A 14858-nucleotide genomic window follows, 5' to 3' on the forward strand; every position below is an offset into this window, starting at 1 on the left:
CGATGTTGTAAAAACTATTCGTTAGAAACCCGAAGTTTATAGTCAAAAGAAACTTTACCCTCGGCAGGGATTTCCAGTGTCCAGATGACTTTGTTCGCTGATTTTTTCTCGTGCTTAACGCTTTCGTTCAAAATTTTCCAATTTCTTGGCAGGTTTCCAACAACGTCAACGGACACGGCCTTGTCACCACTATTCCGCAAGGTAATTTCCTGGGTCAGCTGATAGCTGTTACGAGAGAGATTTTCATAGGAAAGCTGCTTGCCACTTCCTGTTACTTGATTGGCAGACCCAATCACCAGCTCGACTTCCTCGCCTTTGGGAACAGCACGCATATGTTCTTCACCCATGAAAATGGATGAATTAGCATCTTTAACCTGCTGATAAACGCGGATCGTACCCCCGGGGAGCGGTTGACCTAGCCCCTTTTCTTCAATGTTTTCAGTCTTTAAAACAATATCGGCTTGTTGGCGCCCTGTTTCATCTGCCCCCGGATAGGGCTGGATCAGCTGTTGAAAGCGATAGCGCTTCTCAATGTCAACAATATCATTTTCAAGCAAGGTCACCTGCTTGGTTTCAACACCGCCAATATCAATCTTACCCGGCAGACGATAGACATCCCGATCAGCCACTGATTGACGCTGAGGCATCGCAGTTTTTGCATGCATCATATCGCTCTCGGCTGCACCCATCATCGCCATCCGTGGTGCAGGGGCAGCTTGAACACGCTTCACATTTCCAGCGACCAACCGAACATCCGCATCAGTAAATTCAACACCTGTTTGGTTCGTCAAGGTTGCCATTGCCTTTAATGACAGTTTCTCTCCACTGGGGTCCAGATCTGCAACATAAGTAACACGCCAATCCAAGCCGCCCGTCAGATAAGTCAACTTAAGGTCTTTGTCGCCAGCTTTTTGGCTATCAACAACAGCAAGAAGGGTAGGACTAGACCTTAAGCCCTCTGGAATTGAATCATAAACCAGTCGCCCGGAAATCCCGGTTTCAATTTTACCGTCAACCCTGAGGACAACACCCTCACGAACCGCCAAAACATCTGCTTCCAAGGATCGTTCCTCACCTGTTTCCGGATTGGTGCGAACCAAGGTGATTGTTTTTCCTAGGGAAGCTTCCAATAATCTTTGCGGAGAGAGAACTTCCTGATCGAGGCGCTGTTCACGAACACGAAGGCCCTCGCCCGCAATGAAAAGGCTATCCAGTAAAAGATGCGGGCTGACATCTTCCAATGCCAAAGTACTGCTACCTGTTGACAGCTTACTACGACGCGTCTGACTGACCTGCCCTAAATTATTACTATAGAAAACTAATTCGGTAGATTGATTGGCATCAGCACCGATTGGAATTTCTTGCGCACTTGCAAGAGTGTTAAAGGAGAGCCCCCCCAATAAAGCACCCGCGAGGTAGGTTGCAGAAATTAATTTTGAGGCAGTCATTGGTATCAGCTCCTCAGCTTTGAAATTATTACGTCTATTGCCAACATGTTATTTGATTACGACAAAAAAATGACACTAATAGGATAATATTCGCTTATATCAAAGCTCTTCACCAAAGAAATTGCTTGCCTCTTCTTTTCTGTAAATCTTCCTCTTCATCCTCATACTGAACTTTTTTGATTGTTGTAGTACCCTTCTTATAGTTCAGCGTATGTGCAAAATCTGCCATTTCCGAGACAGAGAAGCGCCCGTCACCACAGTCATACCCCATAAAGAAACCTGTTGGATGGGGAATGTGATTATAACCAGCCGGTGTTGCCGATCGCACGGCCTGCATAAAGGTAATACACTCTGCACTTTTATCGTTCATCAGCTCTGCATAGTAAAATTTACCATACTGATTAGTAAGAACATTAACTTCAGAAGGGTTTAACTTGGGTGCACTTTTCTCAAAGTCATGCCAATCTGACATCAATTTACCGAACTCTTTTTCGTCTATCTTGATTCGATAATGGCGAGCATGCCCAGCTTTGGTGATCAACATACTGCCTTCGTCCCACACCCATTCTTCTTGATAAGTGCCACTATGTGTCACTTTTCGGGCATAAAGAGAAGCATCTTTTGTTTGATTCCAGTCTAGAATAGCTTCGTTTTTAGGAATTCCCTCCCAATCGGTCCAGCCATTATTGGTCGTTTGACAAGCACTTAAGACGAGTAATGAAGCTGTTGAGAACAAAACAGAAAATTTTGACATTTTTCCCCCACAAATAAATACAATTCGGCATCTATTTCGTAATGAGAACAATCACTATTAGCAATTAAAAATTGAAAAATATCTCGTCAATACAGCCCTATGACTGCGTACTATCCCGTAGAACGCCGAGCTTTCAACGCGGCGGTCAAGGTTCCGTCATCCAAATAATCCAGGCTTCCCCCGACGGGGACCCCATGGGCAAGTTTGGAAACCTCCACTTCGTACCCTGCAAGGCATTCGGTCAAGTAATGCCCGGTCGTTTGCCCATCTACTGTGGCACTCAAGGCGAGAATAATTTCTTGCACATGGGTTTCACCAGCTCGATCCAACAGCTGATTGACATTAAGTTGTGCCGGACCACGTCCATCAAGGGCAGATAATGTCCCCCCTAAAACGTGATACATCCCTTTGAAGGCTCCGCTTCGCTCCAAAGCCCAGAGATCACCAACCTCTTCAACCACACAGATTTTACTATGATCTCTTTTCGGGCTCTGACAAATAGCACAGGGATTTTCGGTATCGAGATTACCGCAAATTTGACAGTTTGTGATGCTAGAGGCCGCATCAGTCATTGCCTTGGCAAGTGGCAACATTAAACTCTCACGCTTTTTCATCAAAAAAAGCACAGCCCTTCGCGCTGACCTGGGCCCAAGTCCGGGTAAGCGCGAAAGAAGTTGTGTCAGGCGGTCGATCTCGGTTTTAGCCATGCATCCAAGACCTAGAAGGGTAACTTCATACCAGCAGGAAGATTAAGACCACCAGTCACGTCCTGCATTTTTTCCTGTGTCGTCGCTTCGACTTTTGAACTGGCATCATTGACCGCAGCCAAAATCAAGTCTTCAAGAACTTCAACATCATCTGCATTCACAAGCGATGGATCGATTTTTATGGAGCGAAGATTATACTTGCCGCTCATAACCACCTTAACCATACCAGCACCGGCCGCACCTTCGATTTCCAGGTCAGCCAATGCTTCTTGCATTTCCGCCATTTTGCTCTGCATCTGCTGAGCTTGCTTCATTAAGCCGGCCAGATTTTTCATCAGATTTCATCTCCATTATTAAGGCGCTGTAGTAACTCCGCATCATCAAGATCCGGATCTTCCATATCTGGGTCCATGATCTGATCAATCAAGGACTTTTCATCCACGCCTTCTACTACATAGTTATCAGGCATCAAGCCTTTTCGGCTGATTAATTTTGTCCCCGGGAATAGTTTGAGAACGGATAAGACAAGCGGGTCTTGCATCGCCTTGTCGTCAAGCGCCTGATTGATCTGCTTTTCCTGTGCCCGGATGGTATCGACACCTTCTTTTACAGTTTCCGTGACTTTCCACTTTTTCCCCGTCCATTCACTCAAATGGCGTTGAATTTTTGCAGATAAATCACGGGGCGCATTCTCGGCAGGTTTGTATTCTATTTCCCCTGGGCTAAAGCGAATCAGGTGAACATCATTCCCAAGATAAGCGGACAAAATTCTCTCGCCCCGATCCCGGGCCAGATTAATAACGTCCCGGAAGGTTTTTGGTGATGCGTAAACCTCTTCTTCAAACTCGACATCCGGGGATGTATTATCCACCACCAGTTCCGGTTTTGCTGTCACACTAGTAGAAACAGCGACACCCTGCTCCATGGCAATAGCTTGACCACCACTTGCTATTCCGCGGACAGAGTTTTGTGAACCCGTTGAGATTGTTGCGCCTTGGCCGCCAGATCTGTTTTGGACGCCGCCAGCAGGGGCGTTACCCGCTGGAGCGTCCTGGAGCTTTTTTATAAGATCCCCCGGTGTGGGAAGATTACTCGCATAGGCCAGACGGATAATAACCATTTCCGTTGCTTGCAAAGGATAAGGCGCAATTTGGATTTCCCCCAATCCCTTTAATAACATTTGCCAGGTTCGCGCCAATAGCGGCATAGAGAGTTTCGCACACATCTCTCCACCGCGAACGCGTTCTGCTTCGGGGATGCCCGGTGCTTCCAGAGTTTGAGGAACCAGTTTGGCACGTGTCAAAAGGTGACTCAGCTCCAAAAGATCCTTCATGACAACAAGAGGTTCAGCACCCCCATTGTATAGATCGGACAATATATTCAGAGATTCAGGGCAGTCCCCCTGCATCAATGCATCATAGAGATCAAAAATCCGGGTTCGATCCGCCATGCCTAGCATATGACGGATCGGTTCACTCTCTATTTTTTCGCCGCCGCCTAACGCAATGGCCTGATCAAGAAGGGATAAACCATCTCGCGCAGATCCATCAGCAGCACGAGCAAGGAGACCAATAGCTTCGTCCTCAAAGCCTATTTTCTCTTTGCCAAGAATCATGGTGAAAAGCTTGATGAGCTCTTCATGCTCAAGCCGTCTGAGATCAAAACGCTGACAACGCGAGAGAACAGTTACAGGTACTTTGCGGATTTCAGTCGTAGCAAAAATAAAGACAACATGCTCTGGCGGTTCCTCTAGCGTTTTCAGCAGTGCGTTGAAGGCACTGTTGGAAAGCATGTGAACCTCATCAATGATATATACTTTCTTGCGGGCAGAAACCGGACGGTAGCGCACAGATTCGATCAGTTCTCGAATGTCACCAACACCAGTACGGCTAGCCGCATCCATTTCCATCACATCAACATGGCGATCCTGGGCAATAGATGTACAGCTTTCACAAACACCACAGGGATCTGCAGTGGGGCCACCTTGACCATCAGTACCGATACAATTGAGAGCTTTGGCAATAATACGGGCAGATGTCGTCTTTCCCACCCCACGGACACCCGTCAAAATAAACGCATGGGCCAGACGATCTGTATCAATCGCATTTGTGATCGTTTGAACAAGTGCATCCTGTCCATAGAGATCACTGAAAGAGGCAGGCCGATACTTTCGTGCCAAGACCTGATAAGCCGCGTTGGATTCGTTTTCCGAGTCCGCTGGTTCTGTAGAAATATCGCTCATACTACTGCTAGATTTATCTCGATTAGCCCCACTTTACCCCATTGAAGCATCAAGGCAATCATCCACAGTAAAGTTCTTGAAAAAGAAGCAATCAGACACAAAAAAACGAGCCAAAAGCTCGCTATTACAGTAACTTAACATTAAGAGAAAAGGTGAGAGGCTGAACCACGACCCGCGGCTAACTCGTTACGGCTGCTTCCTTCCGGACCTGACCGGGTTGGCGAGCGCTACGCCCATAGCCAACCTCTCGCCCCCTATATCGGACTTCTCCGCCGTTAACGCAAGCCCTTTTACAGGAAATTAGTTTTCACACACTCTAAATGTTTACAGATCGGCGTCTCTGGTACACCCTCTGGGCATGACCACAAAACTACACATCTATGCTTCGTCCAAACTTGATCGTGCAGCACATTTGCGCGTTCATCCAGATACACTGCAAAGCTATCGTAACTCTCCTGATAGTCTCGTGACTATTGTCTGGCGCCATATGGGATTGTTTACTGCCAGTGATGACATAAATCCCTATTTCATTCCGGCCAGCCATGCCAGAGAAATTTTTGATCTGGCTGAAGAAGTCGTTTTTCTTGGCCTTCGCGACAATAGACCGGTTCTGGCCGCAATGTTACCGCACAGCGAATCAACCCCTGAGTTACCTCCCCTGGACCTAGCAGAGGGTACTTTCCTCGATTTACGGGATCATTGGTCACTTCTGAACAAAGAAGATGCAGCAATCATGGCCTATGCACGTGGCCTTAACCACTGGCATAAACACCACCGTTTCTGTGGTCATTGCGGGAATCCAACCCGATCTACAGAAGGGGGGCACGTACTGGAATGTACGGGAAGCAACTGTGGCAAGCTACACTATCCGCGCACTGACCCGGCAGTAATCATGCGCGTTACCGATGGTGATTGGTGTTTGCTGGCCCGCAACGCAGGATGGCGCGCGGGGGGACATTCGGTTTTGGCTGGTTTTCTAGAGATCGGAGAAAGCCTTGAGCAGACTGTTATCAGAGAAGTCAAAGAAGAAGTCGGCATTACGGTTACAAACGTCCGGTATCACTCGTCCCAGCCATGGCCTTTCCCGGCATCTTTAATGGTTGGCTTTACGGCCGAAGGATCTCGACACGATCCCCTGGTTCTGGATTCTAATGAAATCGAATCAGCCAAATGGTTCCACCGTGATGAACTGATTGCCTCACCAGAGGACGAAACTTTCAACCTGCCACGCAAAGATTCTATTTCACGCGTTCTGGTCGACGACTGGCTAAAAGAAAGATGATCACATCTTGAATAGAGAAGCTGGTCAAATAAAAAAGCTGGGCAACAAACCCAGCTTTTTTTATTACCTAAGATCTTTTAAAGCTTTCAATCTCAGGATTGTGTCCTAAAAGAATTGGCAGGATAAACCCCCAGTATCTTAACTTCCTTAGAGAAGAAACTAAGTTCTTCAAGAGCCAGTCGAACAAGACGTTCCGAAGGGTGTCCTTCGACATCTGCATAGAACTGCGCCACCGAAAAGCTGCCATCCGTAATATAACTTTCCAGCTTGGTAATGTTTACACCATTTGTCGCAAAACCACCCAACGCCTTGTAAAGAGCCGCTGGAACGGATCGTACTTTGAAGACAAAGGTGGTCACCACCATGCCGTCCTTGGGATCAGGATCAATCGGGTCCCGCGCCATAATCAGAAAACGTGTCGTGTTATCTGCGTTATCGTTTACATCTGTACCCAGTGTATCAAGGCCATAGATTTCACCTGCCATAGAGGTCGCAATAGCCCCGACATCCTTGTTGTTCCACAAAGATACCTGTTCTGCAGCCCCTGCGGTATCTGCAGCTACGATTGGTTCGATATTGTGTTCGCGCAAAAACTCACGACATTGCGCCAGAGCCTGAACATGGGAATGAACCTGACGTAATCCCTCTAGGGTCGCACCTTTCGGGGCAAGCAATTGATGTTCAATTTTCTGATAGTGCTCACCAATGATGTGTAACCCCGATTCTGGCATCAAATGATGATTATCTGCCACACGTCCAGCACTAGAGTTTTCAATGGGGATCATTGCAAGACGGGCCTTGCCATTACGAACCGCTGCAAAGGTGTCTTCAAACGAATAGCACGGCAGCGTTTCCATATCTGGAAATACCGCCCGACAAGCTATGTCAGAGTTAGCACCTTTGACGCCCTGAAAGGCGATCAGATTATCAGCATCGGTCATTGGTTTAAGCCCTAGTAATATCGTTTATCATTTCCGGCAATACTGCCTCAGGATCCTGCGAGAATCTGTCTCGCTTTTTCAAGATCCGCAGGAGTATCAACCCCCAGCGGAACAGTGTCAACGAGAGCAACATCAATACGCATTCCAGATTCCAGCGCCCGAAGCTGCTCTAATCGTTCACGTTTTTCCAAAGGCGATGCTGGCAAGGTGACAAACTTCTCCAAAGCCTCCCGGCGATAGGCGTACATACCAATGTGGTGGTAGAGAGGTTGATCATCATTGCCTTCATCCCAGGGCGCCTTACTTCTTGTGAAATAAAGGGCACGTGAAACGGTTTGTCCGGCTTCAAAACCGGCAACAGCCTTGACAACGTTTGGATTATCCCGCTCAGCCAATTCGGATATCTCAACAGCCAAGGTACCAATATCAACCCCCTCGGTTGCCAAAAGATCAAAGGTTTGCCGGATCAATCTCGGCTCGACTGTCGGTAAATCCCCCTGCACATTGATGATTGCATCATGTTTGTTTGCCGGATCGAATTTTTGCAGAGCTTCATGAATCCGATCAGAACCCGAGGGGTGATCAGGGTCCGTTAAAACAGCATGTCCCCCGATTTTAGAGATCACATCCGCTATTTCCTGTTCCGCACAGGCAACAACGACGGGTCCAAGATTGGCTTCGACAGCACGTTTATAACACTGCGCAATCATCGGTAACCCCGCGATATCCGCCAAGGGTTTATTCGGCAAGCGCGAAGAGGCCATACGCGCGGGGATAAGCACAACAGGATTTTGAGGAAGAGACATAAAAGGCCCTTTTACCAATTGAATTTAATATACGGATTCACCCTCGCTTTATTTACCCGAGAGAATCCTTTTCTTCGCGCTAACATAGTTAAGAAAAAGCTTCTAAACAAAGTGCTTTGCGCTTTTTTCGCTATAACTAATCAAAAAATCTGCTTAAGCTAAGCAAAAATCAATTGAAACTATTGAATGCTTGGCTTCGGAACGCTATTGTCTGCCGGAAATTCAAATATAAGCCCAAAGGGTCAGGAAGAATGTCTTTAGAGAATAATAAGGCTTTTGCCTCAGTACTAACTGCCGGCATCATCTTAATGGCATCTGGTTTTGCAGCAAACATGCTCTACCAACCAAAAGACTTGGAAGAAAATACCTATAAGGTTGAAGTCGCTGATAGCGGTGCTGATGCAGCATCCACAGCCCCTGCTGGCCCGGTTATTGAACCCGTAAGCGCCCTTCTTGCTGCCGCCGATGTTGCTGCTGGTGCAAAAGGATTCAAGAAGTGTGCATCCTGCCATACCATTGAAAGTGGCGGTGCAAATAAATTAGGTCCTGCGCTTTGGGGCATTGTTGGTTCACAGCGTGCTTCAGTCGATGGCTACTCTTATTCTGATGCTCTGAACGCAATGAATGGTGAAACTTGGGACTACGAAGCGCTTAACGAATTCCTGACCAAGCCAAAAGCTTTCGCACCGGGAACAAAGATGGGCTTTGCCGGTCTGAAAAAAGTTGGCGCCCGCGCAGACCTGATCGCTTACATGCGTGAACAAAGCGACAATCCAGCGGCTCTTCCAGAGTAAGCTGAGAGTTAAGTTTTCGAAAAAGGCGACCCAACGGGTCGCCTTTTTTATGTACCACAACTTAAAACAAATTTGATCATGACAAGTTTGATCCAATTTCAAACAGGATCCCAATACAATGAGTGCCGATTTTCATTGCCCCAATGAGTTTGTTCAGCTTGGCGAAAAGCTTTGCGACGCTGCACAGGACGTTATCCTTAAACATTTCAGACAACCACTGGATGTTGAGGGAAAAAGTGACGCTTCGCCAGTTACCATAGCTGACAGAAATGCTGAAAGCGCAATGCGCGAGCTCATCAACAAAGCCTATCCCGATCACGGCATTGTTGGTGAGGAACATGGATCTGAAAATCTGGATGCAGAGTTTGTCTGGGCACTGGATCCAATCGACGGCACACGGAGCTTTATTTCCGGACACGCAATTTTTGGTACCCTTGTTGCCCTTTTACGAAACAACCAACCTGTTATGGGTATTTTGGCAATGCCTGTCCTGAACGAACGCTGGATCGGCGCCACCGGGCATAAAACGCTTTTCAAGGATTTCAGGGGCACCACCGAAGCGACCACACGCAATTGTGCGACGTTATCTGACGCAACTGTTGCGACGACCTCTCCGCACCTATTTAAAGAAGATGAATTCCCAAAATTCGATAAGGTGCGGAAATCTGCAAAGATGCCTCTTTTCGGGGGGGATTGTTATAACTATGGCCTTGTCAGCAGCGGCTTGATCGACCTAACGGTTGAAGCTGGTATGGGTGTTTATGATTTTCTGGCACAGGTTCCAATTATTACAGGGGCTGGCGGCATTATGACGGACTGGGAAGGTAATGCCCTTGGCATGCACTCTGACGGAAAAGTCATTGCCGCGGGCGATATACGGGTACATACAGAAACGTGCAAATTGATCAACGCTTAATGATGAAATTAAACAGGGTATCAATTTTACAGCCACGATATTTATCCTGAGTAAATTTTTGCAACGATAGCATTTATTGTACATATTAACGCACGTTGGACGGTTGAGTTTTTACGGGGATCTCTTGATGGACGTCATAAGTTTTGTGCTTTGTCTGGGCTTGTTTGCAATTATTGGCATCTGGTCTTCAAGACGATCTTCTCCGAACAAACAAGACTATCTATTGGCCGAAAGGAATGTCTCCCCCCTTCTCACAGCACTTTCCGCTGCAGCGACAAAATATAGTGGATATATATTTATTGGGCTGATGGGATATGTTTATACCCATGGTCTTTCCGCAATATGGATCGCCTTTGGCTTCTTTTTTGGAGACCTGATAGCCTTCCTTTTTGTGCACAGAAAAGTCAGCGAAGCCACAGCAAGAACAGGCGCATTAAGTTTTGCAGAACTCATATCCCTCTGGTCGGGAGGAAATTACCGCATCCTTCGCGTTACTGTCGCCCTGATCACACTCGTCTTCCTTCTGACCTACGCAGCCGCACAATTCAATGCAGGCAGCAAGGCCCTTCATGTTCTCTTCGGATGGGAATATTATGTCGGATCGATTGTTGGTGCCGGGGTCATACTCACCTATTGCTTTACAGGTGGCTTAAGAGCTTCGATCTGGACTGACGCCGGGCAATCTATCCTCATGATGTTTGCCATGGCTTTGCTTCTGGTTTCGGCCATCATCGCCAATGGAGGTATCTCTCCCTTTCATGATGCCCTAAATAATGTTTCTCCCTCTTTCCTGGATTTGGGAAGTGAGCGCTTCGGGTCTTTTGAAGCAATGGCACTTTTTGGTTTTGGTTGGCTTTTCAATGGGATTGGCGTTGTGGGACAACCCCACATTATGGTGAGATTTATGGCCTTGGATAACCCGGACCACATTCGCAAAACCGGGATCATCTATTTTTTCTGGAGTGGCGCCTTCCTGCTAATTTCTATCACTGTCGGTTTGGCCGCAAGACTCTATATACCAGATACAGGCTCTTTGGATGCGGAACTGGTTCTCCCCATGTTGGCTGACGTCCTTTTACCCGGATTTGCTGTCGGGATCATCATAGGTGGGGTCTTCGCAGCCGCAATGTCCACAGCTGATAGTCAGGTTTTAAGCTGCTCTGCTGTTTTAAGCGAAGACTTCAAGATTGTTGGTCGCGGTATTGGCGCCCGCCGAATTGCAACAGCCATCGTCGTTATCCTGTCTCTGGTTCTGGGCCTTGTCGCGTCTGCTAATGTTTTTACCCTGGTTATTTTTGCATGGTCTGCTCTTGCCTGTTCAATTGGGCCTGTTGTCATTCTCCTGGCACTTGGCTGTCGCCCTTCCCAAGCCACAGCATTGATTATGATGGCGGTTGGTATGGGCGTTGCCCTTCTCTGGCGGGAAACGGGTTTGAATGCAACAGTGTACGAAGGTTTTCCCGGCATTGTTGCTGCCCTGGGTGTTTATGTCATGGCTTTGCCTTTTTCTACGACGTCCAAAGAGCGGCCTAAAACTTAACCACCAGACCTCATTCAATCTTCATGACAATTATTCCTTGAATTGAATTTAGTTTTGTTAACCATTTTTCATCACTCACCTGCCAATATCCTTGTTCAACTTTGTTTGAGGTGCGAAAAATGGTTAACGAAGTTCTTGATCATAAAACCAAAACACCTCAGACTATCTATGTAGGGGCATTCGCCCGCCAAACAGACATTCCGGGGGTTATGACAAGGTGATGCGCGCACTCTTACTGGTCAATTTTGTCCTCTGCGTCCTCTTGCCGTTTTCAGCTACTGCACAAACGACAAAATCCCACGGTATTGCCATTCATGGGGAACCGGGTTACCCCGCTGACTTCACCCATTTTAACTATGTTAATCCCGATGCGCCCAAAGGGGGCGAAATTCGTCTTGCTAGCGAAGGCACTTTTGACAGCTTTAATCCCTATATCATCAAAGGGGTACCCGGACCGGGCTTCACGCCAGAAAGCCTCTTGGTCGCGAGTGCCGATGAAGCCGCAAGCGCATATGGGCTTATCGCAGAAAGCCTTGAATGGCCGGAAGACAGATCCTGGGTTATCTTTACCCTGCGCCCCGAAGCAAGATGGCATGATGGCGTCCCCATAACTGTTGAAGATGTTATTTTTTCCTGGGAAACCATCCGCAATGACGCCGGACCTTACGTAAAAAACTATTATGCAATCCTGAAGAACGTGGAAAAGGTCGGGGACAATCAGGCCAAGTTCACGTCCGGTGAACCGGGAAACAAAGAGTTCCCCATTCGTGCTGGTTCGCTACCAATCCTTGCCAAACATTATTGGGAAGACAGAGATTTTTCCAAAACTACTCTCGAACCGCCCCTGGGAAGCGGCCCCTACAAAATAACTGACTTTGAAGCCGGACGTTATGTGGTTCAGGAAAGGGTCAAGGACTACTGGGGAAAAGACCTGCCCGTCAACAAGGGTCAGGACAATTTCGATAAGATAAGAACCACCTATTATCATGATGATGATGTCATCAAGCTAGCGATCAAATCAGGGGAAATTGACTACCGGAACGAACGCTCGTCCAGCGCCTGGGCACAGGATTATGATGTTCCGGCCATTACCAAGGGCTGGTTGAAGAAAGAATCAATCCCCCACAAACGACCTCAGGGAATTCAAGGCTTTTTCTACAATACCAGACGGGACATCTTCAAAGATCCGAAAGTCAGAGAAGCCATTGGATATGTCTATGATTTTGACTGGTCCAACAAGAATTTATCTTTTGGATTGTTAACCCGCACAACAAATTATTTTGGGAACTCTGAATTATCTTCGACAGGTATCCCCAAGGGACGCGAGTTGGAAATACTCGAAAAATATCGTGGCAAGGTCCCTGACAATCTCTTTTCAGAAGTATTTCATGTTCCGACATCAGATGGTAATGGATGGCCACGCCACAACTACCGAAAAGCTTTCGAGCTTCTTGCCGAAGCAGGTTGGGTGGTCAAAGATTTGAAACTGGTAAATGAAAAAACCGGGGAACAAATGTCTTTCGAGATGCTTGTTTCATCCAAAGGCATGGAAAGAACCATACTTCCCTTTGTAACAAGTCTAAGCAAACTTGGTATTGATGCCAGAATTCGCCTTGTTGACCGATCCCAATACATCAACCGTATCAGAGATTTTGACTACGATATCGTTATAATCAAACTTTCTGCCAGCATCACCCCAGGCACAGAGCAGCGGGGATTTTGGACGAGTGAAACCGCAGACAAAAAGGGAAGTGGTAACTTTGCTGGCATCAAAGACCCTGTTGTTGATGAATTGGTCGAAGCTATCGCCAATGCAGATGATCGTGAAGAATTGGTAGCCACAGTTCGTGCACTCGATCGGGTATTACTCTGGGGTTATTACGTTATCCCACAGTTCCATACCGAAGATGATCGTGTGCTTTACTGGGATAAGTTTTCACGGCCAAAAATGACCCCGTGGCGAGGAACCAGCACATCCTATTGGTGGTTTGATAACGACAAAGAAGCAGCATTGATGGCCTCAATGGCAAAAAATGAGCAAGCACAAACCAGTGACTCAACAAACGATAATGCCCCCGCCATTGTCGAAACCTCCGGGAACAACGAACCGTTTTTTGATCCATTAATTATTGATACTTTTTTGAATAACTTCGAAAAATTGGGTTTGAATTCCAAAGATATGAAAGATCTTTTCACTTTTCAGATCTTTGCGGATCCCGAAGCTTTTTTCAAAAAAGATAACTGGCGCCCCTATGCGCTCGGCATCAGCATCTTGATTATTGGCCGCTGGTTCATTCGTAGACGTCGACGCAACAGGGGGCAAATCTAATGCTGGCCTATATTGTTCGCAGACTTTTATTAATGATCCCAACACTTCTGGGGATCATGATCTTAAACTTTGCCATTATTCAACTTGCCCCCGGTGGCCCAGTGGAACAGGTGCTCGCCAAACTGTCAGGGCAAGGCGCAGAGATATCGGAACGTATAACACAGAACAAAGATGATTTGGCACCTGTAAGTGATACAGAGGCCTCGAACACCAGTAAGTATAAAGGAGCGCAGGGACTGGACCCAGAGCTTATCAAAGAACTTGAAGCACAATTTGGCCTGGATAAGCCCCTACATGAGCAGTTTATCGTCATGATGGGCAATTATTTAACCTTCGATTTTGGTGAGAGTTTCTTTCGGGACCGAAAAGTGGTTGATCTTGTAATCGATAAAATGCCCGTTTCCATTTCTCTTGGCCTTTGGACCACTCTACTTGTCTATTTAATCTCTATTCCCCTTGGTATTAAGAAAGCCATGCGTGACGGGTCATCTTTCGATGTTTGGACCAGCGGTGTCATTATCGTCGGCTATGCAATACCCGGATTTATCTTTGCGGTTCTCCTGCTTGTCGTCTTTGCCGGCGGCAGTTATCTAACAATTTTCCCACTTAGCGGATTAACATCAGATAACTGGGATGAGCTTTCGACACCCAATAAGATACTCGATTATCTGCATCACATTATCTTGCCCGTCACAGCAATGGTTATTGGTGGTTTCGCCAGTTTGACGATGCTGACCAAGAATTCATTTCTGGATCAGGTTGGTCAGCAATACGTCACAACAGCGCGCGCAAAAGGCCTGACAGAAAGCCGCGTGCTTTATGGTCATGTATTTCGTAATGCCATGCTCATTGTCATAGCAGCTTTCCCGGCCAGCTTCATTGGTGTTCTGTTTACAGGATCAGTTTTAATCGAAGTCATCTTTTCTCTGGATGGCTTGGGTCGTCTGGGATTTGAAGCGGTTTTCAATCGTGATTATCCCATTATTTTTGGTACCCTCTATTTCTTCACTCTTGTTGGACTTCTTATGAACATCATTGGTGATCTTGCCTACATGCTTGTCGATCCCCGAATTGATTTTGAGAGCCGGGAGGGGTGATT

The 14858-nt window shown here is 47.0% G+C and carries 13 protein-coding genes and 1 other RNA gene; 6 read left to right on the plus strand and 8 right to left on the minus strand.

Annotation, left to right across the window (positions count from 1 at the left end):
- Positions 1–14 precede the first annotated feature (14 nt).
- The 6 genes from WH95_RS05500 to ffs all read right to left on the minus strand — a co-directional run bounded on the left by WH95_RS05500 (position 15) and on the right by ffs (position 5400).
- Positions 15–1448 (minus strand): DUF4139 domain-containing protein, encoded by a 1434-nt coding sequence (locus WH95_RS05500; protein ID WP_046504068.1) that lies wholly within the window; start codon positions 1446–1448, stop codon positions 15–17.
- 109 nt (positions 1449–1557) lie between these two features.
- Positions 1558–2202, minus strand: a complete 645-nt coding sequence (locus WH95_RS05505; RefSeq protein ID WP_046504069.1) for a hypothetical protein — start codon at positions 2200–2202, stop codon at positions 1558–1560.
- Positions 2203–2312: 110 nt separating this feature from the next.
- Positions 2313–2909 (minus strand): recombination mediator RecR, encoded by a 597-nt coding sequence (gene recR, locus WH95_RS05510; RefSeq protein WP_046504072.1) that lies wholly within the window; start codon positions 2907–2909, stop codon positions 2313–2315.
- 11 nt (positions 2910–2920) lie between these two features.
- Positions 2921–3244, minus strand: a complete 324-nt coding sequence (locus tag WH95_RS05515) for a YbaB/EbfC family nucleoid-associated protein (RefSeq protein WP_046504075.1) — start codon at positions 3242–3244, stop codon at positions 2921–2923.
- Positions 3244–5151 carry a DNA polymerase III subunit gamma/tau gene (locus WH95_RS05520; protein WP_046504078.1) on the minus strand — a complete coding sequence of 636 codons (1908 nt, stop codon included), beginning with the start codon at positions 5149–5151 and terminating at the stop codon, positions 3244–3246. Before WH95_RS05520 ends, WH95_RS05515 begins: the two co-directional genes overlap by 1 nt.
- A 151-nt stretch (positions 5152–5302) precedes the next feature.
- Positions 5303–5400, minus strand: an RNA gene (gene ffs, locus WH95_RS20900) — signal recognition particle sRNA small type.
- Positions 5401–5509: 109 nt separating this feature from the next.
- On the opposite strand from ffs, the gene nudC reads away from it, so the two are divergent.
- Complete coding sequence (gene nudC / locus WH95_RS05525; RefSeq protein WP_046504081.1) at positions 5510–6433, plus strand: NAD(+) diphosphatase; 924 nt, start codon at positions 5510–5512, stop codon at positions 6431–6433.
- A 92-nt stretch (positions 6434–6525) separates the two neighbouring features.
- Here the strand turns inward: nudC and WH95_RS05530 are convergent, their stop codons facing one another.
- On the minus strand, positions 6526–7374 hold the full coding sequence (locus WH95_RS05530) for a prephenate dehydratase (RefSeq protein ID WP_046504084.1): 849 nt from the start codon (positions 7372–7374) through the stop codon (positions 6526–6528).
- A gap of 47 nt (positions 7375–7421) precedes the next feature.
- Complete coding sequence (locus tag WH95_RS05535; RefSeq protein ID WP_046504086.1) at positions 7422–8180, minus strand: 3-deoxy-manno-octulosonate cytidylyltransferase; 759 nt, start codon at positions 8178–8180, stop codon at positions 7422–7424.
- Positions 8181–8431: 251 nt separating this feature from the next.
- On the opposite strand from WH95_RS05535, the gene WH95_RS05540 reads away from it, so the two are divergent.
- From WH95_RS05540 to WH95_RS05560, 5 genes are all read left to right on the plus strand, one after another.
- Positions 8432–8974 carry a c-type cytochrome gene (locus WH95_RS05540; RefSeq protein WP_046504089.1) on the plus strand — a complete coding sequence of 181 codons (543 nt, stop codon included), beginning with the start codon at positions 8432–8434 and terminating at the stop codon, positions 8972–8974.
- Positions 8975–9092: 118 nt separating this feature from the next.
- Positions 9093–9890: a histidinol-phosphatase gene (gene hisN / locus WH95_RS05545; protein ID WP_046504091.1), complete on the plus strand. Its 798-nt coding sequence runs from the start codon at positions 9093–9095 to the stop codon at positions 9888–9890.
- Between the two features lie 127 nt (positions 9891–10017).
- A complete protein-coding gene (locus tag WH95_RS05550; RefSeq protein WP_046504094.1) occupies positions 10018–11430 on the plus strand; it encodes a sodium/proline symporter in 1413 nt (470 codons plus the stop codon).
- A gap of 220 nt (positions 11431–11650) precedes the next feature.
- Complete coding sequence (locus WH95_RS05555; protein WP_046504095.1) at positions 11651–13759, plus strand: extracellular solute-binding protein; 2109 nt, start codon at positions 11651–11653, stop codon at positions 13757–13759.
- Positions 13759–14856 carry a microcin C ABC transporter permease YejB gene (locus WH95_RS05560; protein WP_046504098.1) on the plus strand — a complete coding sequence of 366 codons (1098 nt, stop codon included), beginning with the start codon at positions 13759–13761 and terminating at the stop codon, positions 14854–14856. The genes WH95_RS05555 and WH95_RS05560 overlap by 1 nt, the downstream gene beginning before the upstream one ends.
- Positions 14857–14858 lie beyond the last annotated feature (2 nt).

The sequence above is a fragment of the Kiloniella litopenaei genome (assembly GCF_000982415.1).
Classification (GTDB): domain Bacteria; phylum Pseudomonadota; class Alphaproteobacteria; order Kiloniellales; family Kiloniellaceae; genus Kiloniella; species Kiloniella litopenaei.